14 protein-coding genes are annotated in these 26,173 nt (G+C 27.7%); 13 read left to right on the forward strand and 1 reads right to left on the reverse strand.

Going from position 1 to position 26,173, the window contains the following annotated elements:
• The first annotated feature begins 176 nt into the window (after positions 1 to 176).
• The 12 genes from ACNSOS_RS10100 to ACNSOS_RS10155 all read left to right on the forward strand — a co-directional run bounded on the left by ACNSOS_RS10100 (position 177) and on the right by ACNSOS_RS10155 (position 22,649).
• The gene (locus ACNSOS_RS10100) at positions 177 to 860 is read left to right on the forward strand and encodes a hypothetical protein (RefSeq protein ID WP_418185186.1); all 684 of its coding nucleotides are present in this window, start codon (positions 177 to 179) and stop codon (positions 858 to 860) included.
• A gap of 12 nt (positions 861 to 872) precedes the next feature.
• On the forward strand, positions 873 to 1,517 hold the full coding sequence (locus ACNSOS_RS10105; RefSeq protein ID WP_418185187.1) for a hypothetical protein: 645 nt from the start codon (positions 873 to 875) through the stop codon (positions 1,515 to 1,517).
• Between the two features lie 66 nt (positions 1,518 to 1,583).
• On the forward strand, positions 1,584 to 2,054 hold the full coding sequence (locus tag ACNSOS_RS10110) for a hypothetical protein (protein WP_418185188.1): 471 nt from the start codon (positions 1,584 to 1,586) through the stop codon (positions 2,052 to 2,054).
• Entirely contained in the window at positions 2,044 to 4,839 is a 2,796-nt protein-coding gene (locus tag ACNSOS_RS10115; protein WP_418185189.1) for a hypothetical protein, read from the forward strand. Before ACNSOS_RS10110 ends, ACNSOS_RS10115 begins: the two co-directional genes overlap by 11 nt.
• A gap of 131 nt (positions 4,840 to 4,970) precedes the next feature.
• Positions 4,971 to 6,230: a hypothetical protein gene (locus tag ACNSOS_RS10120; protein ID WP_418185190.1), complete on the forward strand. Its 1,260-nt coding sequence runs from the start codon at positions 4,971 to 4,973 to the stop codon at positions 6,228 to 6,230.
• 3 nt (positions 6,231 to 6,233) lie between these two features.
• Positions 6,234 to 16,985, forward strand: coding sequence for an Ig-like domain-containing protein (locus tag ACNSOS_RS10125; protein ID WP_418185191.1), 10,752 nt, complete (start codon positions 6,234 to 6,236; stop codon positions 16,983 to 16,985).
• A 12-nt stretch (positions 16,986 to 16,997) separates the two neighbouring features.
• The gene (locus tag ACNSOS_RS10130) at positions 16,998 to 17,438 is read left to right on the forward strand and encodes a toxin-activating lysine-acyltransferase (RefSeq protein ID WP_113893190.1); all 441 of its coding nucleotides are present in this window, start codon (positions 16,998 to 17,000) and stop codon (positions 17,436 to 17,438) included.
• A gap of 6 nt (positions 17,439 to 17,444) precedes the next feature.
• Positions 17,445 to 18,722: a TolC family protein gene (locus tag ACNSOS_RS10135; RefSeq protein ID WP_418185192.1), complete on the forward strand. Its 1,278-nt coding sequence runs from the start codon at positions 17,445 to 17,447 to the stop codon at positions 18,720 to 18,722.
• Entirely contained in the window at positions 18,715 to 20,853 is a 2,139-nt protein-coding gene (locus ACNSOS_RS10140) for a peptidase domain-containing ABC transporter (RefSeq protein WP_418185193.1), read from the forward strand. The genes ACNSOS_RS10135 and ACNSOS_RS10140 overlap by 8 nt, the downstream gene beginning before the upstream one ends.
• Positions 20,854 to 22,176 (forward strand): HlyD family type I secretion periplasmic adaptor subunit, encoded by a 1,323-nt coding sequence (locus ACNSOS_RS10145; protein ID WP_418185194.1) that lies wholly within the window; start codon positions 20,854 to 20,856, stop codon positions 22,174 to 22,176. It begins immediately after the preceding gene.
• Between the two features lies 1 nt (position 22,177).
• A complete protein-coding gene (locus tag ACNSOS_RS10150; RefSeq protein ID WP_418185195.1) occupies positions 22,178 to 22,345 on the forward strand; it encodes a hypothetical protein in 168 nt (55 codons plus the stop codon).
• Positions 22,346 to 22,406: 61 nt separating this feature from the next.
• A complete protein-coding gene (locus tag ACNSOS_RS10155; protein ID WP_418185196.1) occupies positions 22,407 to 22,649 on the forward strand; it encodes a hypothetical protein in 243 nt (80 codons plus the stop codon).
• Positions 22,650 to 22,689: 40 nt separating this feature from the next.
• Here the strand turns inward: ACNSOS_RS10155 and ACNSOS_RS10160 are convergent, their stop codons facing one another.
• On the reverse strand, positions 22,690 to 23,355 hold the full coding sequence (locus tag ACNSOS_RS10160) for a rhodanese-like domain-containing protein (protein ID WP_418185197.1): 666 nt from the start codon (positions 23,353 to 23,355) through the stop codon (positions 22,690 to 22,692).
• Between the two features lie 130 nt (positions 23,356 to 23,485).
• On the opposite strand from ACNSOS_RS10160, the gene ACNSOS_RS10165 reads away from it, so the two are divergent.
• A complete protein-coding gene (locus ACNSOS_RS10165; protein WP_418185198.1) occupies positions 23,486 to 26,137 on the forward strand; it encodes a valine--tRNA ligase in 2,652 nt (883 codons plus the stop codon).
• Positions 26,138 to 26,173: the final 36 nt, after the last annotated feature.

Raw genomic sequence — 26,173 nt, forward strand, 5'->3', positions numbered from 1 at the left:
TATGCCTTAAATGGTATAAATTATAATTAATAAAACTCTATATATAAAGCTATTTTCTTCTAAAAATAATATAAATTTCAAATATTATAAAAATGTGACAGCAATGTGACAATTTTTTGATACAATTTTGTTATGCAACTAATAATTGGTTTCATTAAAATATATAAGGAAAAAAGATGTATAAAAAAATGGTTTTAAGTTTGCTATTTATAATAGCTATATTTAGTGGGTGTGCAAGTAAAGTACCACCAAAAAACTTTGCTTTACACAATGATACAGTTCACGATATAAAACAAAAAGATATAAATGTCGAAGTGTCAAATGTGAAATTAACAGGTGATGCTTTAAATAATAAGTATATGCATATTGCTCTTATTGATGAAGAAGAGATTAAAACTCATCTATTAAGTAATATAAATAAGTTTTATAACAACAATCCTATAAATTCAAAAATTTATAAAGTTGATATAGATATGAATTTTGAAAATAAAAAAGTATTGGGAGATTCAGAAGTAGGTGTTGATGGAATCTATAAAATTTATAGAGAAAATCAATTTATGGAAACGATAAATATATCTTCTAATTATGTAGCTGAGTTTGAATTAACATTTAAAGATGTTATGTATTCTGCATTTACTGGTAGATATGAGAATCAAACAAATCAAGACTTCAAATATGATAGTTTAGAAAAAACAGGGTATGCAGAAGATGATACTGTAAGCTTATCTTCTAAGCTTGGAACTACTAGGGTAATATTGGCTTATGCAGGTGCTATAAGACTAAATTTTGCTAAATTTTTACAAAAGTTCAATGAATTTTTAAACGATGAAAATAAAAAATTAATAACAACAAATAAATAATAAAGATATAAAATGTATAAAAAAATATTTATAAGCTTACTATTTATAACAGCAATTTTTAGTAGTTGTTCTTCTAAAAATAATATTTCAAAAAAGGAAAGTTACAGAATCTTAGATGAAGTAGCTGTTGTAGGGCAAAAAGGTAGAGAAAATGAAACAGTTATCGAATATAATGGTAAATTTGCAAATGGTGGGATATGTAAGCAACAAGCTAAAAACTATTTTGATGAACTTACAAATATAGATAAGTTAGAAGAACTACTAAAAGATAAAAATGTAAAAATCTCAAAAATAGATAAACCAATAAAAAAACTACTTGTAGTAAAACCAATAGATTATGAGAGTATGAATTTTTCTAATGACTGTTTACCTTCTAGTATGTTTGTAGATATTATCTTGTATGATATGGAAGAAGTATCTAAAAACTGGACTGTAGGAAATAAAATAGATTTTAAATCTTTAGATGATAAAAATATTATTTATAGATATAGGTTTTATTTAGATAGTTTTTATAATAGTTACTCAGAGTTAGACACTTTTGCTGTAGGCATAGCATATAGACTAAATCAAGACCCAAATAGAGATAAAAAAGATGTGGAGAAGTTTTTTAAAGAAGTTATAAAAGATTTAGAAAAAGTTATGAAATTTCCACAATAAGGGAAGTTTTATATTAAAGTGATAATTGGTTTCAAAGTAGGATTTTATATAAGGAAATGGATTGAAATGAAAGATAAAAATATTTTATTAGAATTAAAGATAAGTTCAGAAGGATTAGTTGTTGGAATGTTAATTTGTATGTTTGCAATATTTCTAGGATTTTATTTGATATTTTTTACTAAACAAATTATGTCATTTTTATTTGGGATATTTTTTATTGTTATTTTTATATATAAACTTCTTGATATTTGGTTCTTTAAAAGAGTAATTTTTATAAATTATTGTGTTATTAAAGAGTGGAAAGTATTTGGAAAAATTTATTTTAATAAAATTAAATATAAAAATTTAAAAGTAGTAATTGCTAAAAGAGGTCTTGTAATTAAGTCTTTTGTTTTTAAAAATAAAAAACATAATTTTTTTAAAAGATTATGTTGTTTTGGAGTTGATTTATTTCTTACAAAAGAAGCAAATATAGAGAAAATGAAAGATATTTTAATAGAAAAGAAAGTATTAAAGGGAGACGAATATGGCTGGTAATGATATTAATAAGATAGAAAATTATAAAAGTCAATTAACTTTAGAAGTTGAAAATGATAGAATAGTTTTTTTAACAAACAATAATACAGAATCTAGTAGTACAATAGCATTAAATACTTTTAGTGGTTATATGACATTTTCAGGGCAAATGGCTGAAAGTTTTGGGAAATTACCAAGTGTAAATTTAATTTTTAGCGTTGTAAATGGTGTTGTTACTGGGGTATTTGATGCTAATCTTAATCCTCAAAAAGATTATATTGATATAATAGGTACACAACTTGTATCATATGGAAGTTCTTCTGCTGGTGCTTTTTTGGGAGGACTGATAGGTGGTCCTATAGGAGCAGTTGTAGGAGGAGTCTCTAGTGGATATTTAATAGACATAACTAAATCAATAATTGAAACGGGAAGAGAAAATATATCTTTTAGTACAGGAAAAATAGAAGGAACTATAACTAAAGAAGAGTTTTTAATAAAATTATATAATGAAGACCCTAACTACATATTAAAAGTTTTTCCAGAATATATAAGATATCATCAAAAAATAGAAATAAAATCTTTTGATGAAAAAGATACTTTAGTTGGTAAATTAAACTATGATAAAAATACAGATATAGTAACATTTGAAAAAATTGATGAAACAACAAACGAAAAAACTGTATATAGTGTAGATACAAAAAATAATAATAGTTTATCAGCAATAATTATAAAAGATGGAATTTCTTATCTTCAATCAGGACAAACAATCTCACATATAGCAGTAGGTACAAAATATACAACAAAAGAGTTACTACAATACAATGGATTAACAGAAGAACAAGCAAAAAAACTACCAGTGGGATTTGAAGTAAAAGTTCCAAAAGATGTTGATAATATACAAGGTGGACATGGAAATGTAAAAGTATATGAAGGACATGATGGAAGTCTTACATATTATATTCCTTCAGATGATAAAGGAAATATAAAAGTAGTAAAAATAAGTAGTAATGGTGAGATTTTACAAAATGATTTTGATATAAGTGATAATACTGTAAAAGAATTTGTAAATAAAGATAAAACATTAGATACGAATGGATTAGAAGAAACATATAAAGATAGTATGTTATATGTTAGTAATCAAGAAAAAAGTAAAACTCAAGTATTGCTAGATGCCCAAGCCAGAGAAGTTTTAGAAAAATTTGGTAATAGTGAAGATATAAACCTAGATGAAGTAATTAAGTATGTTCAATATTCTCCTGATACTATGAAAATATTAGGAGAAGTATTGCAAGGTAAAGGGAATTATGATGTTGCAGATTATATAGATAAAAATGGAAATTTTAAAGGACATGTTACTTCTGATATGCAACAAAGATTTTTTTTAGAGGCAAAAGAAGGGGATGCTTTATCAACAAAACTAGGAAGTAGTATAGGTGGAAGTATAGGAAGTATAATCATAGCAAATAATGATTATTCAAATATAGAAAAACTAGCTATTTCAACTTCAACAACAGTTGTAGGACAAAATGTAGGTGAATATCTATTTTGGGATAGTAAAAATGCAAATGGTACAGGTGCATTTGATGATATAGGAACAGATTTTAAAAATACACTTCAAGGAGCAGTCGTATCTTTTGCTATTTCATCTTTTTTTGCAAAAAATGATACTTTAGCAGATATTCTAGGGATGGATGGAACATTTGTAGGTGGGTTAGCTGATTTCACGGTAAGCTATACACTTGGTTATTATGGTTCACAAGCTGTGTCAGAACTTTTTGCTTCTTATACGGCTTCTTCTACAGCTTCTTCAAGTTCATCAACAATAGGTTCAACAGCAGGAGCGACTAGTGGTAGTGCATTAGATGCTTTTTATGCAGGACTTGGTTCAGCAGTTGCAGGATATGTAGGAAATGCTTTAGCAAATAAAATAATGGATTGGGATACAAAAGATGAAGCTTTAGGAGCAAGTATTGGCTCTACAATTGGAGCTGTAATTGGAACAATTATATTACCAATCATTGGTACTTTTATAGGAGCATTTGTAGGAAATGTAATAGGAGGAATAGTAGGAGGATTGTTTGGAAAGAAATCTCCACCACCACCAAAAGCCCATGCAAAATATGAATTTGATGAAGAAGATGAAAGCTATAACCTAATCTCAAGTGGTTCAAGTGATGGTGGAAATAAACAAGCTATGATAGATATAGGTAAAGCTTTTGCAAATCACCTTGAAAATATGTTTAAGCTCCCAGGAGGACAACTAGTAGATGCTAGTATGCTTCCAGATATACAAGTAAATCAAAGAAGTAAAACAGTAACTATCAATGGAAAAAGTGGAAGCTTTGATGAAGTCAATGATATATTGTCTCACCTGCTAGTAGATAGAATACCATTTATCAATGTAGAAAATGGTGATGAATATATATTAAGAGCATTGAATAGAACAAATGAGAAGTTCCAAGAAGAAGATATATACGCTAGAAAAGGAAGAGGGGATTTAGAAGAACTGTATGAGAATATTTCACTAGCAAGTGATTATAGTAAATATAAAAATGAAACTGTAGTGTTAGTAGATAAGAATGGAAATCTTATAAGTGATACAAGTAAACTTCAAGAGATAAATACTCTGTTCCAAACTATTCAAAATATCCAAGATGAAACACAAAAAGAAAAAGCTTTAAAAGAGTTCCTAGAAGAGTATAACTTTGTATCTCAAAAAGATTATGTAGATAATCTTCTAAAAGAGAATAATCCTGTAAATAATATAAGTTATAGTAATAATAAAATATTTAAAAAAGTATCATAAAAATAATTAAACTTTAAGAAATAAAGTTATAACATACAAAACAATAATTGGTATCAGATATTTAAAAATTCTAATACCAGTTTTAAATAGGGCTTGAAATATTGAAATCATACAAGGAAATAGAAAATAAAATGAAAGCTTTTAGGGAATTAAAATCTTATATTAGAGTGTTTTTACCACTTCTAATATTATTTACTTTTAGTGGGTGTAGTGCTATAAAGTTACCACAATATGAATTAAAAGAAACATATTCAGAAAAACAAGTATTAGTTTATGATAAAACTATTAGTTTACCTACAAAATCATATATATCTAAAATGAAGTTTTCTCCAACAAATAAAGATGAATTAGTTATGTCATTATTAGATACTTACTATCAAACACATCATACTGACCGCTTTATCGTTATGGATTTAAAAAGTGGAAAAGTAAAAAAAGATATGAAACTTGATAACAATAGATATATATATTCTATAAGATTTACTTTTTCAGATGATGGTGAAAAACTGTATTTAAGAGATGTTTATGAAAATGGTAGCCCTAAAGACATATGTAAAAGTAATAAAGAAAAATGTCAAGAAAGTTTTAGATTATGGGCAATATATGATAAGTTTACTATATTAGACTTAGATACAGGAGAGTTATCTCCTTATTATAGTTATAACTGTAGAGAATTAATACCAAAAAATTTAAACAATGTAGAAGATGGTATAGAAGCTGATTGTTCTGTAAATAAAAGTGTTTATTTTAGAATTGACTTACTAAAAAGTAATTTTATAGATTATAAATATAAAGATGAAAAAGGATTTGGGTCTGGTATTGCTGTACTTGATAAAGATAGTTTTAAACCAAAAAAGATTATTACTGCAGATAATAGACTAGATACAGAATTTAATGTAGAAATTATAAGTGAAGATGGACAATATGTGCTTTTTGAAAAAATTATTATGGATAGTAAAAGATATAAAACAAATAAAAAATATGTAGTATATGATTTAAAAAATGATAAAGCTATTCATAGTTTTGATGCTCCATTTCCTATAAATGGAAGAGCAGAAGCATTTATAGATAAAGATACTTTAGTTTTTAGTGTTAATAAACCCAAAGAATATTTAGGAATTATAAATTTAGTTACAAATGAAAAAAAGATTTTTTCTGATTGTGGTGGGGGAAAATGTATGTTATCTACGGGGGGTGTATATAATTTGAATGATAGATATATGATGTGGAGAAATTATTCAAATTATTATGTTTTTGATAAAAAAGATATGAAAATATTTCAAGAGTTTAAAGGAGCAGCTAATTTTACAGTGAGTAGAGATTTTAAAAAAGTTGCTTTTTATACAATTAATAATGATTTATATTTATACGATATATCACAAGGAGAGTAGATTATGGCAAAGATTTTAGATATTGCAAAATTTGCAAATGATGCTTATGAAATTGAATCTAAGTTAAATTTACCTAGTATAAACTTTGAAAAACTAGATGTAAAGTATGATGGTTCAAATGGCTTTCAAGGTTCTGCCTATTTTAATTCTAAAACAAATGAGTTAGTTGTAGCTTATGCTGGTACAGATTTTACTAGTATAAAAGATTTAAAAGCTGATTTTGGAATATTGGTTCGAGCTGCTATTGGTCAAACAGATAGTGCTAAAAATTTTTTAAGTGATGCTTTTGATAAAGCTAAAGGAGAGGAAGGTTTTGACTTAAGCAACATTAATGTAACTGTTACTGGACACTCTTTAGGTGGGTATTTAGCTCAACAAGTTATGGGTGACCTTTTAGGAAAGGGTGTAAAATTTGAAAATACATCAGCAGTGGTTTTTAACTCTCCAGGTCTTCCAGGTATTGAAGGAAATAGTCTTTTCCCAAATCTTATTTCAATATCTGATGCAAATGACCCTATTACGGGAATTGGTGGAAATATAATTACAACTAATCATATGACTCTTGGTAATACATCTGGTCCTTTGGCTGCACACTCTATGGATAATATGATTAATACTTTGGAAGAAAGACCTTCTATAAGTAATTTTGATGTAAAAGAGATAAATAATTTAGAACCAGATATAAAAAGTGTTGTATTTAAAGATTCTGAAAATTCTATTGTTTATATAACAGAAAAAAAAGCTGAATTTTATAAAAAATTAATAGAAAATAACCAAGAATTAGCTAAAAAACTAGAGATAGAATACAATAATCGAAAAGCAGTTAATGCTATAAAAGATTTTAATGGTGGAAGCCAAGATTTTGGGGAAGTTATAAAATGGGTATCTGTTTCTCCAAAAGCTATTTCTGAGTTTAAAAGTATTTTAGAAAAAAAAGGAAATTATAATTTACTTAAATATCTTGATGACCCTCAAAGTTTTAGTCAAGCAAAATTAGATATACAAAAAATAATAGTTTTAGAAACACAAGAAGGTAATGCTCTATCGACTCAGTTAGGTACATCTATAGGTGGAAGTATAGGAAGTATAATTATAGCAAATAATGATTTTTCAAATATAGAAAAACTAGCTATTTCAACTTCGACAACAGTTGTAGGACAAAATGTAGGAGAATATCTATTTTGGAAACAAAATGGTGAAAGTGGTGCTTTTGATGATATAGGAGCAGATTTTAAAAATACACTTCAAGGAGCAGTCGTATCTTTTGCTATTTCATCTTTTTTTGCTAAAAATGATACTTTAGGCGATATTCTAGGAATGGATGGAACATTTGTAGGTGGATTGGTAGATTATGCAGTTACTTTTACTGCAGGTTATTATGCTTCAATAGAGATATCAAATGCTATTACATTTATGGAAACTGGAAGTTATGGAACAGGTGTAGGTTCATTGGATGGACTTGCAGGTGGACTTACAACTGCAGGAGCAGGATATATAGGAACTGTTATAGGAAAAGAGATAACAAAAGGTTGGGTAGATACAAAAGAAGAATCTATAGGTTCTAGTATAGGAAGTACTGTTGGAGTAATAGCAGGTGCAAAGATGGGAGCAACTTATGGTTCTTGGGGTGGACCAATAGGAGCATTGATTGGTGCTGTTATTGGAGCAGTAGTAGGAGGAATAGTAGGAGGACTATTTGGTAAAAAACCAAAAATACCAAAAGCCAATGCAAAATATGAATTTGATGAAGAAGATGAAAGCTATAACCTAATCTCAAGTGGTTCAAGTCATGGTGGAAATAAACAAGCTATGATAGATATAGGTAAAGCTTTCGCAAATCACCTTGAAAATATGTTTAAACTCCCAGGAGGACAACTAGTAGATGCTAGTATGCTTCCAGATATACAAGTAAATCAAAGAAATAAAACAGTAACTATCAATGGAAAAAGTGGAAGCTTTGATGAAGTCAATGATATATTGTCTCACCTTCTAGTAGATAGAATACCATTTATCAATGTAGAAAATGGTGATGAATATATATTAAGAGCATTGAATAGAACAAATGAAAAGTTCCAAGAAGAAGATATATACGCTAGAAAAGGAAGAGGGGATTTAGAAGAACTATATGAGAATATCTCACTTGCTAGTGATTATAGTAAATATAAAAATGAAACTGTAGTATTAGTAGATAAGAATGGAAATCTTATAACTGATACGACGAAACTTCAAGAGATAAATACTCTGTTCCAAACTATTCAAAATATTAAAGATGAAACACAAAAAGAAAAAGCTTTAAAAGAGTTCTTAGAAGAGTATAACTTTGTATCTCAAAAAGAGTATGTAGATAAACTACTAAAAGAGAATAAGCCAGAAAAACAAAGTGAAATAGACCACTGGAAAAAAGTATTTGCAATAGCAGAAGAGTTACAACTAGATACTCATCACTATAGTGAAGATTTTAATAAACTAAATACCCTGATAGATAAATATAACTATCAACAAAGTGAACTAAATGGTGAACTTATAAATATAGATTATGATAAATATCTAGCTGAAATTGAAGCTAAGATGTTGAAAATCTATAATCATAATGAAGACTCACTAAATACTCTTACAAAAGAAGATAATCCAAATAATCTTACAAAAGAGGAAGCAAAAGCAATACTAGAAGAGATAGGATATGATTTTTACTCTTATGAAAACTCTCCTTTTGGTAGAGATTTTATCTTTGAAAAAAATGTATCTTTAACTCCCCAAAGATTTGGTGAACTTCTTAATCTTGCAGGTATTGAAAATCCTTATGAAGATATCAAACCTATTGAAGATGCTTTTTCATTTAAAGGTAAAAGTTTAAATGACTTGCAGTTTAAACTAGAAGATGGAAAACTATATATAAAAACTTTTGATAAAGATTTAGACTTAAGTGAAGCACAAGAACTTTCAAAAACATTTGTGATAGATAACTTTGTTAAATGGGATAAAACAAATACTCATATAGAACTTCCTGATGGTACAAAAGTAAATTTACAAGCACTGCTTGATGTTATAGGTGTAAAAGAAGGTGTTGGCTTTGTAGATGTAAATGAAGCTTTCTTAAATATACTAAAAGATAATGAAACTATAAGTTCATACCTAAAAGATTATGAAACAAAAAATGTTTATGTAGGAACTAGCCAAGATGATATCATAAAAGCATACTTTGAAGATACTTTGATAGTAACTGGAACTGGGAATAATACCATCGTTACAGGAACAGGTGATGATATAGTATTTGCACATAATGGAACAAATGATATAAATCTAGGAAGTGGAAATGATACAGTAAGCTATGAGTTAAATAAAGGTTCTGTATATGTAAGCTTAGAAAGTGGTAGTTCTTCTACTGGTGATACTTTAAAAGATGTAGAAAATCTTCATGGAAGTAAGTATAACGATATTTTAGAGGGTGATTCAAAAGATAATATCCTTTTTGGAAGTGCTGGAGATGATATCCTTATAGGTCTTGGTGGAGCAGATACACTTGATGGTGGAGAAGGTATTGATTTAGCTAGTTATGAAACTTCAAGTGCTGTTGAGATAAATTTAAAACACAATTACGCAGATGGTGGAGAAGCTACTGGGGATAAATTTATAAATATAGAAGGTATAAAAGGCTCAAAAGAATCTGATACTATCGTAGGGGATAATAACTCGAATTTAATATATGCAAATGATGGTGATGATAGAGTAAGTGGAAATGGTGGCGATGATATAATCTTTGGTGGTGCTGGAAATGACTATATCAAAGGTGATGATGGAAATGATACTTTATATGGTGAAGATGGTGATGATATTTTAATTGGTGGAGCAGGTGATGATATACTTGTTGGTGGAACTGGTAAAAATATGCTTTATGGAGATAGTGGAACAGATACTGTTTTATATAAAGGGAAATCAACTGATTATGAAGTATTGATTGTAAATGAAAATACACTCTTTGTAAAATCAAAAGACGGAAAAACTCTTGATACTCTAAGAGATATTGAAGAACTAGCTTTTGATGATGCAGTTTTTCAAATAGATTATGAAAATAAAACTCTTATTAAAAAAGTTGTATTTGAAAATCAAGAAGATGATAAACAAAACGATACTTCAAAAACAGCTCCTATAAACCAAAATGAAAAATCTTCAGTTATTGAAGAAAGTACAAAAGAAGAAGATAAAACTGACACTTTAGAAAATATACTTTTAGATGAAGCCGTTGTAGTAGAAGTACCAACTTTGACACAAGAAAATCCTTTATATAAACTTGTTCAAAAGATAAAAGAGCATAACGCTAGTCAAAATTTAGAACCAAATAAAGATGAAAAAGATACAAATAACAATCAAGCAGCTTCTATAGCAACAGCTATTATGCTAGGAACAGTTGCTGCTGCTGAGACTATAGAGTCTTCAACAGATGAGATGAACTATCTAAGTGATGACCCAGCTTCTTTAAAAAATTTAGTAAATACTAAAGATATAGATGTTCCAATACTTACAAAAGATAATCCACTATATGATATTGCACAAAAAATCAAAGAATATAATAAGCAAAATGTAAATAATTCAATATTAGATAACTCAACTAGTGCTGATGATATAGAAGAAAAGATCTATCAAATTGAAACGAAAAAAGAACTAACAACTGAAGATAATCAAGAGAAAAAAGAAGAAAATAATAAGATAGATATAATAACTCCTAAAATTATGGTTCAAGAAAAAAACATAGTTAGTGAGTTTACAGTCACAGTTGAAAATAGTGTGGAAGATGAAAGTTTAGAGCCACTTATTGCTGCCCAGATTACTTTAGACCAAGTGGTAATAGATGAAGACAATAATCTTTATGGGATAAAAGTATCAGACTTAAATAACTTCACTACAACATTAGAAGTTGTATTTATAGGACTTCCTGATAAATTTTTACTAAGTGCTGGAGAAAAAAGAGTTGATGGAAACTGGTATTTAAAGGAAACAGATTTAAAAGATTTGTATATGATACCACAAACAAATAATTCTGATGATTTTGATTTAACTATAAAAGCCATAGTTTCTGATACACATGGAAGAGTAACTATCTCTACTTTAGTACAAACGATAACTATAGTTGCAGTTGCTGACACTCCAAATTTAGATATTTTAGACTCAAGAGGTGATGAAGATACAGCAATAGCTTTAAATATAGAAACTTCACTTGTAGATGATTTAGGTGGAGTTGATGGAGAAGAAAGCATTTATCTTACAATAGAAAATGTACCAAGTGAGGCAGTTTTAAATAAAGGCATAAAAAAAGAAGATGGTATTTGGTATCTACTTCCAGAAGATTTAAAAGATTTGACTATTACTCCAAAGTTAAATGATGCAGATGATTTTACTATCAAAGTTACAGCATATTCTGTTGAAAGTGAAAATAATAGTATAGCTTCAATAAGTAAAGATATATTTGTAGAAGTTGTAGCTGTTGCTGACACTCCAAATTTAGATATTTTAGACTCAACAGGAGATGAAGATACAGCAATAGCTTTAAATATAGAAACTTCACTTGTAGATGATTTAGGTGGAGTTGATGGGGAAGAGAGTATTTATCTTACAATTGAAAATGTACCAAATGAGGCAGTTTTAAACAAAGGAACAAAAGCTGAAAATGGAATTTGGTATTTACTTCCTCAAGACCTAGAAGGTTTGACTATTACTCCAAAGTTAAATGATGCAGATGATTTTACTATCAAAGTTACAGCATATTCAACAGAGAGTGAAAATGGTGATGTAGCAAGTATAAGTAAAGATATATTTGTACAAGTTATTGCTGTTGCAGATACTCCAAATTTAGAAGTTGTTGCTTCAAAAGGTTTAGAAGATACAGCAATAGCATTAAATATAGAAACTTCTTTGGTAGATGATTTAGGTGGAGTTGATGGGGAAGAAAGTATTATTATTGAGATAAAAAATGTACCAAGTGATGCTATTTTGAATAAAGGTGTTAGGGATGAAACTGGAATTTGGTATTTATATCCAAATGAATTAGAAAATCTTACAATAACTCCAAAATTACATAGTGGTGATGACTTTACTATAAATGTAACAGCATACTCTATAGAAAGTGAGAATAACAGTATAGCTTCAATAAGTAAAGATATATTTGTAGAAGTGGTAGCTGTTGCAGATACACCTATTTTGGAAGCTTCAAATAGTTTAGGAGATGAAGATACTCAAATATCATTAAATATTAAAGCTTTTTTAGTAGATACAGATGGAAGTGAAGATTTAAAAATAAAAATAGAAAATATTCCAACTGGAGCAGTTTTAAATCATGGAACAAAAGATAATAGTGGGGTTTGGCATCTTTTGCCAAAAGATTTAACGAATTTAACTATAACTCCACCATTACATGATGCAAAAGATTTTACTATAAAGGTTATAGCATACTCTACAGAAAAGGAAAATACAGATATAGCTTCAATATCAAAAGATATATCTGTAGAAGTAAATGCTATAGCTGATGAAGTTATTTTAAATACTCTACAAGCTTTAAATGGTAGAGATGATTTAATAGAAGCAACGGAAGATGTAAGTATTATGATGTTGGATATTTCATCTACATTTATAGATAAAGATGGTAGTGAAACGGTACATTATATCGTAGAGGGATTGCCTAGTGGAGTTAGTTTAAATCAAGGAACAAATATTTCTACTGGTACATGGAAGATTTTGCCAAATCAATTAAATGGTTTAGGTATGTTTTTTAAAAAAAATAGTGATGAAGATTTTAGAATAAAAGTATCAGCAGTGACAACAGAAGCAGAAAATGGTCATCAACAATATACTTCAAAATTTATAGATGTAGTTGTAGATTCTGTAGCAGATTATGCAAATTTAACTGTTTTAAATGCTAAGGGTATTCAAAATGATTTTATTCCTTTAAAAATAGAAGCTTCTTTAAATGATACGGATGGAAGTGAAGTTCTCGAAATAATTATTGAAAATGTGCCTAAAGGTGCAATTTTAAATAATGGTATTGAGAAAAATGGAAAATGGTATTTAACAAAAGATGACTTAACAAACTTACAAATACGACCACCATTTAATAGTACTACAGCTTTTGAATTAAAAATAAAAGCAGTTACAACTGAACAAAAAAATGGAGATAGTGTTGAAACTATAGGGTATTTAAAAGTAAATATTGAGTCAGCACCAAGTTCAGCAAATGTTACAGTAAAACCAATAAGTATATTAGAAGATTCTATTTGTAAATTGGATATAAAAGTTGATGAAAGTAGCCTAAAACCTAAAGAATCAATTTATTTAGAAATATTTTTACCAAAAGATTTTATGTTAAATCAAGGACAACAGTTGTCTAACGGTAATTGGAAAGTAAGAACTGACCAATTAGATGATCTTATTTTAAAAGCACTTCCAAATTATTCTGGAAGTATTACTCTTGATGTTATACCAGTAATTGTTGAAGCAAATGGTACTTTAAGAAAAACTACAACTGTAAAATTACCTATAGATATACAAGCAGTTGCGGACGAAGCCTTACTTGAAGTAAAAAATATAGTTACAGATGAAAATAGTCTTGTTTATCTAAATATTAACTCAAAACTAACAGATTTAGATGGAAGTGAAAATTTACAATTAAGGATTTCTGGAATTCCTCAAAATGCTATTTTAAATGTAGGTAAGAAAGATGGAAATATTTGGATAGTTGAAGAAAAGGATATAAGTACAATAGCTATGTTAAGTCCAAAAGGAGTTAATGGTGATTTTAATTTAAAAGTTGAGGCTATATCTACAGATAGTAATGGACATCAAAAAATAGTATCAAAAAATATGCTGATAACTTTAAATGAAGTTTCTACTGAAACATTTAAAGTTGAAACATCTTTTGAAAGTGAAAATACAGATTTTTATGTAGAAAATATTGAAGTGTACTCAGATACAAGCCAAGGCGACTTTTTAGAATATTCAGGGGCAAATGATACTATAAAAAGTGGTGGTGGTTCAGATATTATATATGCAAATGGTGGAAATGATATTGTTTATGCAGATGAAGAAAGTGGCAAAATAACAGTATCTTTTAAAATTAACTCAAATTTACATAAAACAGATGGTAGTGAAAAAGTAATTTTTTATATTGAAAATTTACCTGAAAGTTTTTCAATAAATAAAGGTTTTATTCGTGATGGTAGATTGATTATTGAAGATGATAATTTTGATGGAAATATAACTATTTCGTATCCGTATACAAAAGATAATATAGAATTAAAAATTATTTCAGAAATAACAAGTACAGATGAAGAAAATCCATATAAAAAAGACACTTCTTTAACTTTAAATATTCTTGCTACAGAAATAGCTGGAAATGACTATATTAATGCAGGAAGTGGCGATGATATAGTTTATGGAGAAAGTGGCGATGATATTATCTTAGGTGGCGATGGCGATGATATTTTATATGGTGGAGCAGGTAATGACTATATAAATGGTGGAAAAGGTGCAGATAGGATTGATGGTGGGGCTGGTGATGATATCATAGTTATGGATGCAGAAGACTTTTCTCGAAATACTTTTATTACGGAGATTGTAAATGGTGGTCTAGGATTTGATACCGTTATAATACAAGGGGATAAGGGTGTTAATTTTGATATGGGACTAACGAATGTTGAAAGTTTTATAGGTGGAGATGGAAATGATAATATCATAGGAAGTAAGTTTTCTGATATTATAAGAGGAGGAAAAGGTGCAGATACTTACTATACTTTAGGAGGAGATGATATTGTATATATTGATGGTGAAGATATAAAAGCTAAATCAGGGAATTTTATAGATACTGGAGATGGGTACGATAAAATTTATATAGAAGATAGTATAGGAGTAGATTTTGATGTTGCTGATACTAATGCAGAAGAGATAATATCTGGAAGTGGAAATGATATATTAAGAAATAGTAAAAATGATAATATGACTATTTATGGTATGGGTGGAGATGATATTATTTATGGAAGTGCTGGTATAGATATTTTAGATGGCGGAATAGGGAATGATACTATAAATTACTCAAATAGTAATGCAGCTGTAAATATAAATCTTTTAACAAATACAGTTTCTGGTGGATATGCAACAGGTGATACTATTAAAAATTTTGAAAATATTGTTGGAACAAAATACGATGATAATCTAACAGGAAATAATAAAGATAATATTTTTTATGGTGGAACTGGAAATAATACGATAAATGGTATGGGCGGAATTGATACGGTAGTATTTTCTGGAAGTTTACTTGATTACTATAATGGAAAAGATAAAAAAAATATTGTTACAAATTTTGAAGGGAAAGCTACAGTTTATAGTAGTTTAGGTGTAAATACTCTTACAAATATAAATAAATTGCAATTTGATGATTATGTTGTTTATATAGATGGTACTAAAGATAATGCTCCATTTGTTTACAATGATAAAGTAGTTGGAGTTGAAGATACAAAATTGGTAATAGATAGTAGTACCTTATTGTCAAATGATTTTGATATAGAAGGGGATAATCTAAGAATAATTGGAGTGAAGAACGCTACAAATGGAACAGTAACGTTAGGAGTTGATGGGAAAATAACATTTAATCCAAATTCAAACTATAATAGTAGTACAAATAATACTTTTGATAAAAATTCAGCTTTATATAAAGGAAGTGCAGGATTTGAATATATTGTAGAAGATAAATCAGGAAATCAAAGAACAGCCTATGTTGATGTAAATATCTCTGCTGTAAATGATGCTCCAACTATTACTCATCACTCTTTTAATCAAAATGGTAATGTATCAGGGAGAGGTAGATTTATAGTAGAAGATGTGGATAGTAATGTAGATAATATTAGTTTTAAAGTTATTTCTTATATCTTTGGTTATACAAATATATCTGGAAGAACAGCTGATGCAAATGGAGAGTTTTATTTTGATTACTATGGAGAAATTGATTGGGATGGTAGAATGGAGGTCCATTATATGGAAACTTTTATGGTACAAATATCTGATGATGGTGAACCATTAACAGGTAAAAATATAGGAAGTATTGTATTTGAAACAGGTTTAAATTATATGAGAGTTTTTGGAGATCCTATTGTTATAGACCTTGATGGAGATGGAGTAGAAATAGGGGAGTTTTACTATGATACACACAATGATAATTTAATAGGTGCCTATAAAGATGATGCAATTTTAGTTTGGGACAAAGATAAAAATGGAACTATAAGCTCAATAGATGAAACAAATTTTTTAGGACTTAGTCAAACAGCAAAAAACGATTTGGAGGTATTACGAGAAATTTTTGATACAAATAAAGATGGTCTTTTTGATAAAAATGATGAAGAGTGGAATAATTTTGCACTATGGCAAGATAAAAATATGAATGGCTTAGTAGATGATGACGAGTTTACAAAAATTTCTGATAGTAATATTTTACAACTAAATTTAAATTCAAATAAAAATAAAGAAGTAGATTTTCCAATTCTTGAGTATGCTTCATACACTACAGAAGATGGAGAAGAGTATGATATAGCTGCTTCTCATATTGATACTACTATGACAGAAGATAAATTATCACAAGAAGATATTTTAGTTTTAAAAGAGGCAATAGTTTTAATAGAGCAAATGGCATCATCAAATAATAATATAGATAAATATGAGGAGTTAGAAGTAAATAACTCTTTTTTTGATGATAACTTAGATGAAGAAAATATAGCATAAAGGATAAATAAAATGGAAAAACAAAATCAAACTTTTGAGATGAAAGCAAAGATTACAGAGGTTTTAGGTGAAGCACTTTTAGTATTATTAAACTCAAATGCACATAGATTGAATTTTTTTATAAGTGATGTTGAGTGGTTGTTACTTGCTCCAATAACAAAAGAGCAATTTAGACTATATAAAGATGCAGAAGGAAAGCCAGTAGGACTAATTTTATGGGCTTTTGTAAATGAAGAAGTGAATAAAAGATTGGAAATGGGTATTGGAAAGTTAGGATTTAATGAATGGAAAAGTGGTGAGACTTTATGGATTATTGATTTAATAGCTCCATTAGGTGGTGCTGATAAAATGCTTGAAGAGTTAAAAGATACAGTATTTAAAGGTAAAAAATTTAAATATCAAAGTGTAGATAAAGAAGGTAATAGAACTATTTTAGAAGCTTTTGGTAATTAGTAATATATGAAAATATTTATATTTTTATTAACTTTTTCTAGTTTAGTTTTTGGAAAAACATATAGTTTATTTGATCTATACAAACTATCTTCACATATTAGTGAAGATTATGAGATTAGTAAACTACAAAATCAATATAGTGATAAAGAAGTTGATAAATCTATATCAGCTTTTTATCCAAAAGTGGATATATCTTCTGAACTTATGAAAATCAATGAATTCCCTGTAATTATAGATGGTGTAGAGCAAGAAAGACGAGATAATAGAAGAGATACTACTTTTACAGTAGAACAAACTATTTATGATAGAAGTAAATATTATGATTATAAAGTGAAATCAAATGAATTATTACAAAGTGAGTTTGAAATTCATACGCAACAACAGGAACTTATGTTTAATGTTATAAGTTATTACTTAGATTCTTTATTAAAAGCAAAGCAAATAGAACTGTTGAATCAAAAATTAAAAAGAATAGATACTATAGTATTAAGAGCTAAAGTTAAAATGGATAGTGGACTAATCTCAAAAGCTGATTATTTAGAAGCTAAATTACAAAAAGATGAAATATTGACTCAAATTATAAAAAGAAAATTAGATTATAAAGTAAGTAAATCTTATTTAGAAAAACTTTCAGGAGTTCAAGAACTAGATATTAAAAAAAATATAAACTTAGCACTTTTTGATATAAAAAATTTAAATGAAGCTAGTAAAGATATTGAAGATAATTTAGATATTCAAGTACAGAAATTAAAATTACAAAATAGTGATATTAAAGTTTCTAAAAGTATTAGTAGCTTTGAACCAGTTATATTTGCAAAATATGAACATGTAGCAAATGATATACCAGAGAATGAAAATGAGAGAACTTTGAGTTTATTTTTAAAATTTAATATTTTCAATGGTTTTTATGATATTAAAAATTATCAGCAATCAAGAATAGAAAAGAGTATTGAAAAGTTAAATTTTAATAAGCTAGTAAAAGATGTAGAACAAAATATAAAAAATAAGGTAAATAACTTATATTCTTATTATGAAATAATAAAAAGTTATCCAGAAGTTTTGGAAGCAAAAAGATTTGTAGTTGATGGAATGCAAGAGAGGTTTAATATTGGTACAAAATCTATTATTGATTTATTAGATGAGGAAAATGAATATTTTGAAAAACTAAATATTTTTACAGAGTATCAATACCAGTTATTATTGGAATATACAGAGTTAATGAAATATACAAATTTTTTAAATGAAGAATTTTTAAATGAAATTGATAGGTTGATATATGAGTAAAAAAATAATTGAAAATGAGTTGATTCACTCTTTCTTACTTCTGACAAGAATGTTAAATTGTGAAATAAATTATGATGATTTGATATTTAAAATGGGTTCATCAAATGACATAATAGAAGAAGATTTATTATATGTTGCAACAGAATATTATGATTTAAAAACAAAAAAGGTAAGTGTAAAACTTGAAAAACTCAAAAACAATCCACTCCCTGCAATAATAAAGTTAAAAGATGATAAATATAGTTTGCTTTTTTCAATAGAGGATAATAAATATAATATATATGATTTTAATACCTCTCAACAGTTATCGTTAGATGAAGAAGAATTTATAAAAATTTATGATTATGAATTAATCTTAATATCAAAGGATGATAGTAAAGATGATTCTACTATTAATAATTTTGGTTTATCTTGGTTTATTAAATCATTTTTTAAACAAGATAGGTTAATTTATCATGTCCTTTTTGCAGCTTTTATTATTCAAATTTTTGCTTTGATAACACCTCTTTTTACAATGATAATTATAGATAAAGTTTTTAGTTCAAGTGGAAGTAGTACTTTAGAAGTTTTAGTTATTGGACTTTTTATTATAGCAATTTTTGATTTTGTTATTAGTTATTCACGAAAGCATCTTCTTAATCATATGACAGCAATTATAGATGTTACAATGGTTTCTAAGTTTTTTAAGCATCTTACCTCTTTACCTTTAAGTTTTTTTTCTAGTAAACAATCAGGAGATGTAGTTGCTAGATTTAAGGAAGTTGAGTCTATTAGAAATTTTATTAGTTCAGGACTTTTAACTTCTTTTATAGATTTTCCTTTTGGTATTATATTTTTGATTGTTATGTTTTTATTTTCACCAACACTTACAATAATTGTTTTAATAGCTATAGTAACTATTTTCCTATTATATGGAGTAGCAAATCCAATATTAAAAGAGAGATTAAAGAAAAAATTACAACTTTCTACTGATTCCCAATCATATTTATTTGATTGTGTTTCTTCTATTGAAACTATAAAATCAATGTCTATTGAACCTACAATAAGAAGGGATTATGAAGAACATTTATCAAAACAAACTAAACACAATTCAAAAACAGATGATATATCTGGAAATATTTCTCAAATAGCATCTTTTGTCAATAAAATAACAGTTGCTTTATGTCTTTGGATAGGAGCAATAGGTGTTTTAGATGGTAATATGACAGCAGGACAATTAATTGCATTTAATATGTTAATTGGACGAATTATGGCTCCTGCACAACGAATAGCACAAACTTTACAACAAATATATCAAGTAAAAATATCAACAAAAAGAGTTCAGGAGATATTTAATACAAAGCAAGAGATTTCTATTAACTCTAAACAAACAAATTTACCAAAGATAAAAGGCGAAATTGTTTTTGATAAAGTCTCTTTTAAATATAGTGAAGAATCTTCTTTAGTTTTAAATAATATAAATTTAAAGGTAAATATTGGTGATATTGTAGGAGTTGTTGGAAAATCAGGTTCAGGTAAGACTACTTTTACAAGATTATTACAAAGACTATTTCATCCAACTAATGGGAAAATAACCATAGATGGTTTTGATATTTCAACTATAGATCCCAATTGGCTTAGAAGACAAATTGGTGTTGTTATGCAAGATAATTTGTTGTTAAATAAAAGTATCAAAGATAATATAACATTATCAAATCCAAGAGCAACTATGAAAGAAATTGAGTATGTTTGTGAACTAAGTGGAGCAAATGAATTTATCTTAAAATTACCAAAAGCTTATGATACTATTGTTGGAGAGAGAGGTAGTCTATTGTCTACAGGACAAAGACAAAGAATAGCGATTGCAAGAGCCCTGATAAATAATCCAAAAATACTAATTTTTGATGAAGCAACGAGTGCAATTGATTTTGAAAGTGAAATTATTATTCAAAGAAATTTAAAAAAGATTTGTGAAGGAAGAACTGTATTTATTATTTCTCATAGGGTATCAGTTTTAAAAATAACAAATAAAATATTATCTTTATATGATGGGAAGATTATAGAATTAGGAACTAAAGAAGAGTTATTAAAAAATGAAAAAGGGTATTTCCATAATCTTTGTAAAGCCCAAAATATATTAAGTGAGATATAGATGAAAAAAGAAAATAGTGATTTTTTAATTGGAATAGAATCTATTTTAGCTACAAGACCATCAAAATTATTGTGGTTAGTTCCTTCATTAATTGGGAGTTTAGTTTTATTTATAATTTTATGGCTTACTTTTAGTCAAATTGATGTTATTGCACCATCTTTAGGTAAAACAATACCAAGTTCAAGAATGATTTTAATTCAAGCAAAAGAAACAAGTACAATTGAAAAAATTAATGTAAAAAATGGAGAAAATGTAAAAAAAGGGACTTTATTAGTTGAGTTTAAAAATAGTTTAGAAAATTTTGATAATAATAGTATGAAGGCAAAATATGAAACACTTTTATTAAAAAAGGTTTTTTTAGATGAAATGATTAGATATATAGATACAAATAATAAAATAAAAACTATAGAAAATAGTGAAATATCATCTAATTTACTAAAATTAGCAAATGATAAATTAAATAGTCACATATCTTCATATGATACTGAGATTAAATCTTTGAATGTAAAAATAGAAAAAGTAGTTTATGAAAAAAAAATGGTGGAAACAGAAGTAAGAAAACTTTTAGAACTTTTACCATTTACTCAATATAAATTAGAACAAATGAAAAAACTTGTAGAAAAAGGGCTTGAACCAGAAATATCTTTGAAAGATTTAGAAGAAAAATATATAGAGCAAAAAAGTAATATATCTATAAAACAAGATGAAATAAAAAAATTATCTACACAATATGAAATTTCCAAACATGAACTTATGCAGTTTAAAAATAATACAAGAAAAGAATTACTTGAAGAGTTTAATAAAACAACAGATGAGTTAAATACAACTTTGCCAGAAGTTGATAAAAGTAATTATCTTTTAGAAAGTAAATTTATATATGCTATAGAAGATGGATTTATATATAATTTAAATAACGGTACTAGTGGTAGAGTAGTACAATCAGGTGAAGTTATTATGGAACTTATTCCAACTTCATCTGCTTTAGAAGTTGAAGCAAAAGTATTGAATAGAGATATTGGATTTGTACATTTAGGTCAAGAGGTAAAAGTAAAAATAGATAGTTTTAAATTTACAAAATATGGATATATAGATGGTATAGTTACAAATATAGCAAAATCATCTATACTAGATGAAAAATTAGGAGAGATTTATCCAGTATTAATTGAACTAAAAAATGATACTATGAAAATAGATGATAATTATATAAAACTAATGCCAGGTATGACTTGTAGTGTTGATATAAAAATAGGTAAAAGAAGACTTATTGAATATATTATTTCTCCTATGATAAGATACAAAGATGAAGCGTTAAGGGAACAATAAAATGTTTAAAATATATATAAGTATATTTATACTATTGATTTTCTTTAGTGGATGTTTAATAAATGGTGATTGTTCTAGTAGTTATAATGTACATTATGTAAATTGGGGAAATGGTACTGGTATGCAACCAGTCTTTACACCAAATTATTCATCAAAACTTTGTAAATAATAAAATACATTTAAATATCTTTTGCTAATATATGGTATTCCATAATTAAAAGGATTAAAATATGAAAAAAATAGCTATATTTTTTATTGTAAGTTCTGTATTTGCATTTGCAAATGAACCAAAGATTGATATAAAAGTAGGTTGTGTAGAAACAAAGTTAAATGAAACAACAAGTATTATAAGTTGTCCTAGTGCTGAATACAAAGTTGTTTTTGAGCTAAGAGGTACAAAAAGAGCAGCTGATGAACCAGTTAGCATAGAAAAAATTGGTGAAGTAAAACCGATAATAGTAAATTATAAATAGATAAAATTCGTATTAAAAAGCTTGGAAATTTCCAAGCTTTTTAAGGTTTAATTGTTGTAAATCCTAAGCTTAACCAAGATTGCATTCCACCTCTATACCATTTCATTTTCTCTTGAGGATATCCAATAGCCATTAACTCTTTCATAGCTTCAGGAGATTGTCCACACCAAGTAGCATTACAAAACATTAAAATTGTTTTTGCATTTGTAAAGTTATACTTTCCATCTTTTTGTTTAACTCCAAAAAGTTCTAAAGTTTCTTCAAACTCATCTGGATATTGAGATTTTTTTGTATATACATAAGGTACATTTACTGCACTAGGGATTGTTTGGTAGTTGTACCAATTTTCAGTTCTTGAATCAACCAATAGAAAATTATTATCTTTTTTTGCTTTTTCAATAAACTCTAAAACTTCTAACTCACCATAAGTATCGATATTTGGTGCAGCTTTCATAGGTGTGATTTTTCCAAAATATGTAACAAAACTTCTTTGACAGTTTTCATCTATATTTTTTGAACTTTGTGTAACTTCTCCAAAAATATCTTTTGGGTCTAAAGTTATACTTTCACACTCTTTTGGTTTATCTTCTCTTTTTACTGAGATTTTTTCACCATTTTCCAATATTACTTCAACTCCAGAATTTTGTAAATCAGCACCAAATATTGCACTTGATAAAACTATACTTCCTAAAAATATTTTAAACATAAACTCTCCTTATTTTAAAATTATATAGAGTTTGATTTTAACAAAAAGTTTTACAAAGTGCAAGTTATAAGCTACTAAGCCAAATTTAGATAAAATCTAGCCTATTTTAGTAACACAATTAGGATTTTTTATGAGCGATAAATATGAACCATCAAAGATAGAAGATAGTTTTTATAAAATTTGGGAAGAAAGAGGTTATTTTGAGATAGATGGAAATAAAGCTATCCAAGAACCAAACAAAAACTTTGCTATTATGATGCCACCACCAAATGTAACAGGAAGTTTACATATAGGTCATGCACTTACATTTACTCTACAAGATATTATTACACGATACAAAAGAATGGATGGGTTTAAAACTCTTTGGCAACCTGGAACTGATCATGCTGGAATTGCAACACAAAATGTAGTTGAAAAACAACTTTTGGCAGAAGGAACTACAAAAGAAGAGCTAGGACGAGAAGCTTTTTTAGAAAAAGTTTGGAAATGGAAAGAGTTTAGTGGTGGAACAATTGTTCATCAAATGAGAAAATTAGGAGTAAGTCCAGCTTGGAGTAGAGAGCGATTTACTATGGATGAAGGACTTAAAGAAGCAGTAAAAGAAGCTTTTGTAAAACTTTATGATGATGGGATGATTGTACAAAATAACTATATGGTAAATTGGTGTACACACGATGGAGCTTTAAGTGATATTGAAGTTGAACACGAAGAAGTAAATGGTAAATTTTACCATATGAACTATCACTTTGCAGATGGAAGTGGCTTTGTAACAGTTGCTACAACTAGACCTGAAACATACTTTGGTGATACAGCTATTATGGTTCATCCTGATGATGGTAGATATAAAGATTTAGTAGGGCGTGAAGTTGTTTTACCACTTACAAATCGAAAAATAAAAATTATTACAGATTCTCATGTTGATATGGAGTTTGGAACAGGGGTAGTTAAAGTTACTCCTGCTCATGATACAAATGACTATGAAGTTGGAAAAAGACACAATTTAGAGTTTATAAAATGCTTTGATGAAAAAGGTATTTTAAATGACTATTGTGGAGAATTTAAAGGTTTAGAGCGATTGGAAGCCCGACCAATAATTGTTAAAAAACTTCAAGATGAAGGTTTTATAGTAAAAATTGAAGAACACAATCATCAAGTTGGACATTGTTATAGATGTAAAAATATCGTTGAACCATATATTTCTAAACAATGGTTTGTAAAAAAAGAAGTTGCTGCTGAATCTATAAGAAAAACATATGAAGGTGAAGCAAAATTTCACCCAAGTCATTGGTTAAACTCTTATAGAGCTTGGATGGATGAGTTAAGAGATTGGTGTATTTCAAGACAACTTTGGTGGGGACATAGAATTCCAGTATTTTATTGTGATGATTGCAATCATCAGTGGGCAACAAAAGAAGATGAACCAAAAGAGTGTCCAAAATGTGCTTCGAAAAATATTCATCAAGATCCAGATGTTTTAGATACTTGGTTTAGCTCTGCTTTATGGGCATTTTCACCACTTGGTTGGGGAAATAATGGACAAATGAAAAACACATTTAATGAGAGTGATTTAAAAGATTTCTATCCAAACTCTTTACTTATTACTGGTTTTGATATTATGTTTTTCTGGGTTGCTAGAATGATGATGATGGGGGAATACTTTAAAAAAGAGTTACCATTTAAAGATATTTATATGCACGCTTTAGTACGAGATGAATTTGGTGCAAAAATGTCAAAATCAAAAGGAAATGTTATCGATCCCCTTGATATGGTAAAAGAGCATAGTGCTGATATTATCAGATTTACATTAGCTTATTTAGCTGTTCAAGGACGAGATATAAAATTAGGAGCTAAAAACTTAGAACAGTTTAGAAACTTTACAAATAAGCTTTATAATGCTTCAAATTTCTTAAGTTTAAATGTAGAAACTTTCCCTGATTTAAAAGATATTACTATCAAAACTCCACTTGGATTATATATGCAAAGTCGTTTAAGCCATGCAGTTGATGAGGTAAGAAATACACTAGAAAGCTATAAATTTAATGAAGCAGCTTCAGTGTTATATAGATTTGTATGGACTGAATTTTGTGATTGGGGAATAGAGTATTCAAAAGCTAGTAAAGATAGTATAGTTGAACTTGGAGCAATTTTCAAAGAAACTTTAAAAATGGTAAGTCCTTTTATGCCATTTATTTCAGACTATTTATATCATAAATTAAGTGGTACAACTTTAGAAGAGGGTGATTCTTTAATGATTACTAACTTCCCTAAAAATGTTAAGAAACATAATTTCTGGGAAACAGGATTTGGAATAATTGAAGAATCTATTACTGCAATTAGAAGAGCAAAAGTAATTATTGATATGGGTAATTCAAAAATTGCTAAAGCTTATTTAAAATTAGATGAATCTTTATTAACTAATATAAAACTAGATATTGAAGTTCAAGAATTTTTAGATACAGCAAAACCATTTATAGAAAAATTGGCAAAAGTTGAAGATGTAGAGTTTGTAGATGCAAAAGTTGAAAATAGTATTACAGATGTTTCAAATAACTTAGAAGTTTATCTTCCAACAAGTGAAATTGATATGAAACCAATCATTGATAAATTGACTAAACAACAAGAAAAAGCACAAAAAGAGTTTGATAAACTAAATGGTATGTTAAGCAATGAAAGATTTGTAGCAAATGCCCCAGCAAATGTAATAGAAGAGAATAAAAAAGCATTAGAAGATGTAAAAACTAGACTTGAAAAAATAGAAGCTGAACTTAAAAGTTTGAGTTAATAGAAGAATAATTTTAGTGAAGTTTTTAAAGACCTA

The organism is Aliarcobacter vitoriensis (assembly GCF_048320235.1).
In the GTDB taxonomy this organism is placed as follows: domain Bacteria; phylum Campylobacterota; class Campylobacteria; order Campylobacterales; family Arcobacteraceae; genus Aliarcobacter; species Aliarcobacter vitoriensis.

Coding starts and splice junctions, on each gene's coding strand:
- ACNSOS_RS10115 (WP_418185189.1), top strand. CDS start 2,044: ATGGCTGGTAATGATATTAATAAGATAGAAAATTATAAAAGTCAATTA.
- ACNSOS_RS10140 (WP_418185193.1), top strand. CDS start 18,715: ATGAGTAAAAAAATAATTGAAAATGAGTTGATTCACTCTTTCTTACTT.
- ACNSOS_RS10165 (WP_418185198.1), top strand. CDS start 23,486: ATGAGCGATAAATATGAACCATCAAAGATAGAAGATAGTTTTTATAAA.
- ACNSOS_RS10105 (WP_418185187.1), top strand. CDS start 873: ATGTATAAAAAAATATTTATAAGCTTACTATTTATAACAGCAATTTTT.
- ACNSOS_RS10150 (WP_418185195.1), top strand. CDS start 22,178: ATGTTTAAAATATATATAAGTATATTTATACTATTGATTTTCTTTAGT.
- ACNSOS_RS10145 (WP_418185194.1), top strand. CDS start 20,854: ATGAAAAAAGAAAATAGTGATTTTTTAATTGGAATAGAATCTATTTTA.
- ACNSOS_RS10110 (WP_418185188.1), top strand. CDS start 1,584: ATGAAAGATAAAAATATTTTATTAGAATTAAAGATAAGTTCAGAAGGA.
- ACNSOS_RS10125 (WP_418185191.1), top strand. CDS start 6,234: ATGGCAAAGATTTTAGATATTGCAAAATTTGCAAATGATGCTTATGAA.
- ACNSOS_RS10155 (WP_418185196.1), top strand. CDS start 22,407: ATGAAAAAAATAGCTATATTTTTTATTGTAAGTTCTGTATTTGCATTT.
- ACNSOS_RS10100 (WP_418185186.1), top strand. CDS start 177: ATGTATAAAAAAATGGTTTTAAGTTTGCTATTTATAATAGCTATATTT.
- ACNSOS_RS10120 (WP_418185190.1), top strand. CDS start 4,971: ATGAAAGCTTTTAGGGAATTAAAATCTTATATTAGAGTGTTTTTACCA.
- ACNSOS_RS10130 (WP_113893190.1), top strand. CDS start 16,998: ATGGAAAAACAAAATCAAACTTTTGAGATGAAAGCAAAGATTACAGAG.
- ACNSOS_RS10135 (WP_418185192.1), top strand. CDS start 17,445: ATGAAAATATTTATATTTTTATTAACTTTTTCTAGTTTAGTTTTTGGA.
- ACNSOS_RS10160 (WP_418185197.1), bottom strand. CDS start 23,355: ATGTTTAAAATATTTTTAGGAAGTATAGTTTTATCAAGTGCAATATTT.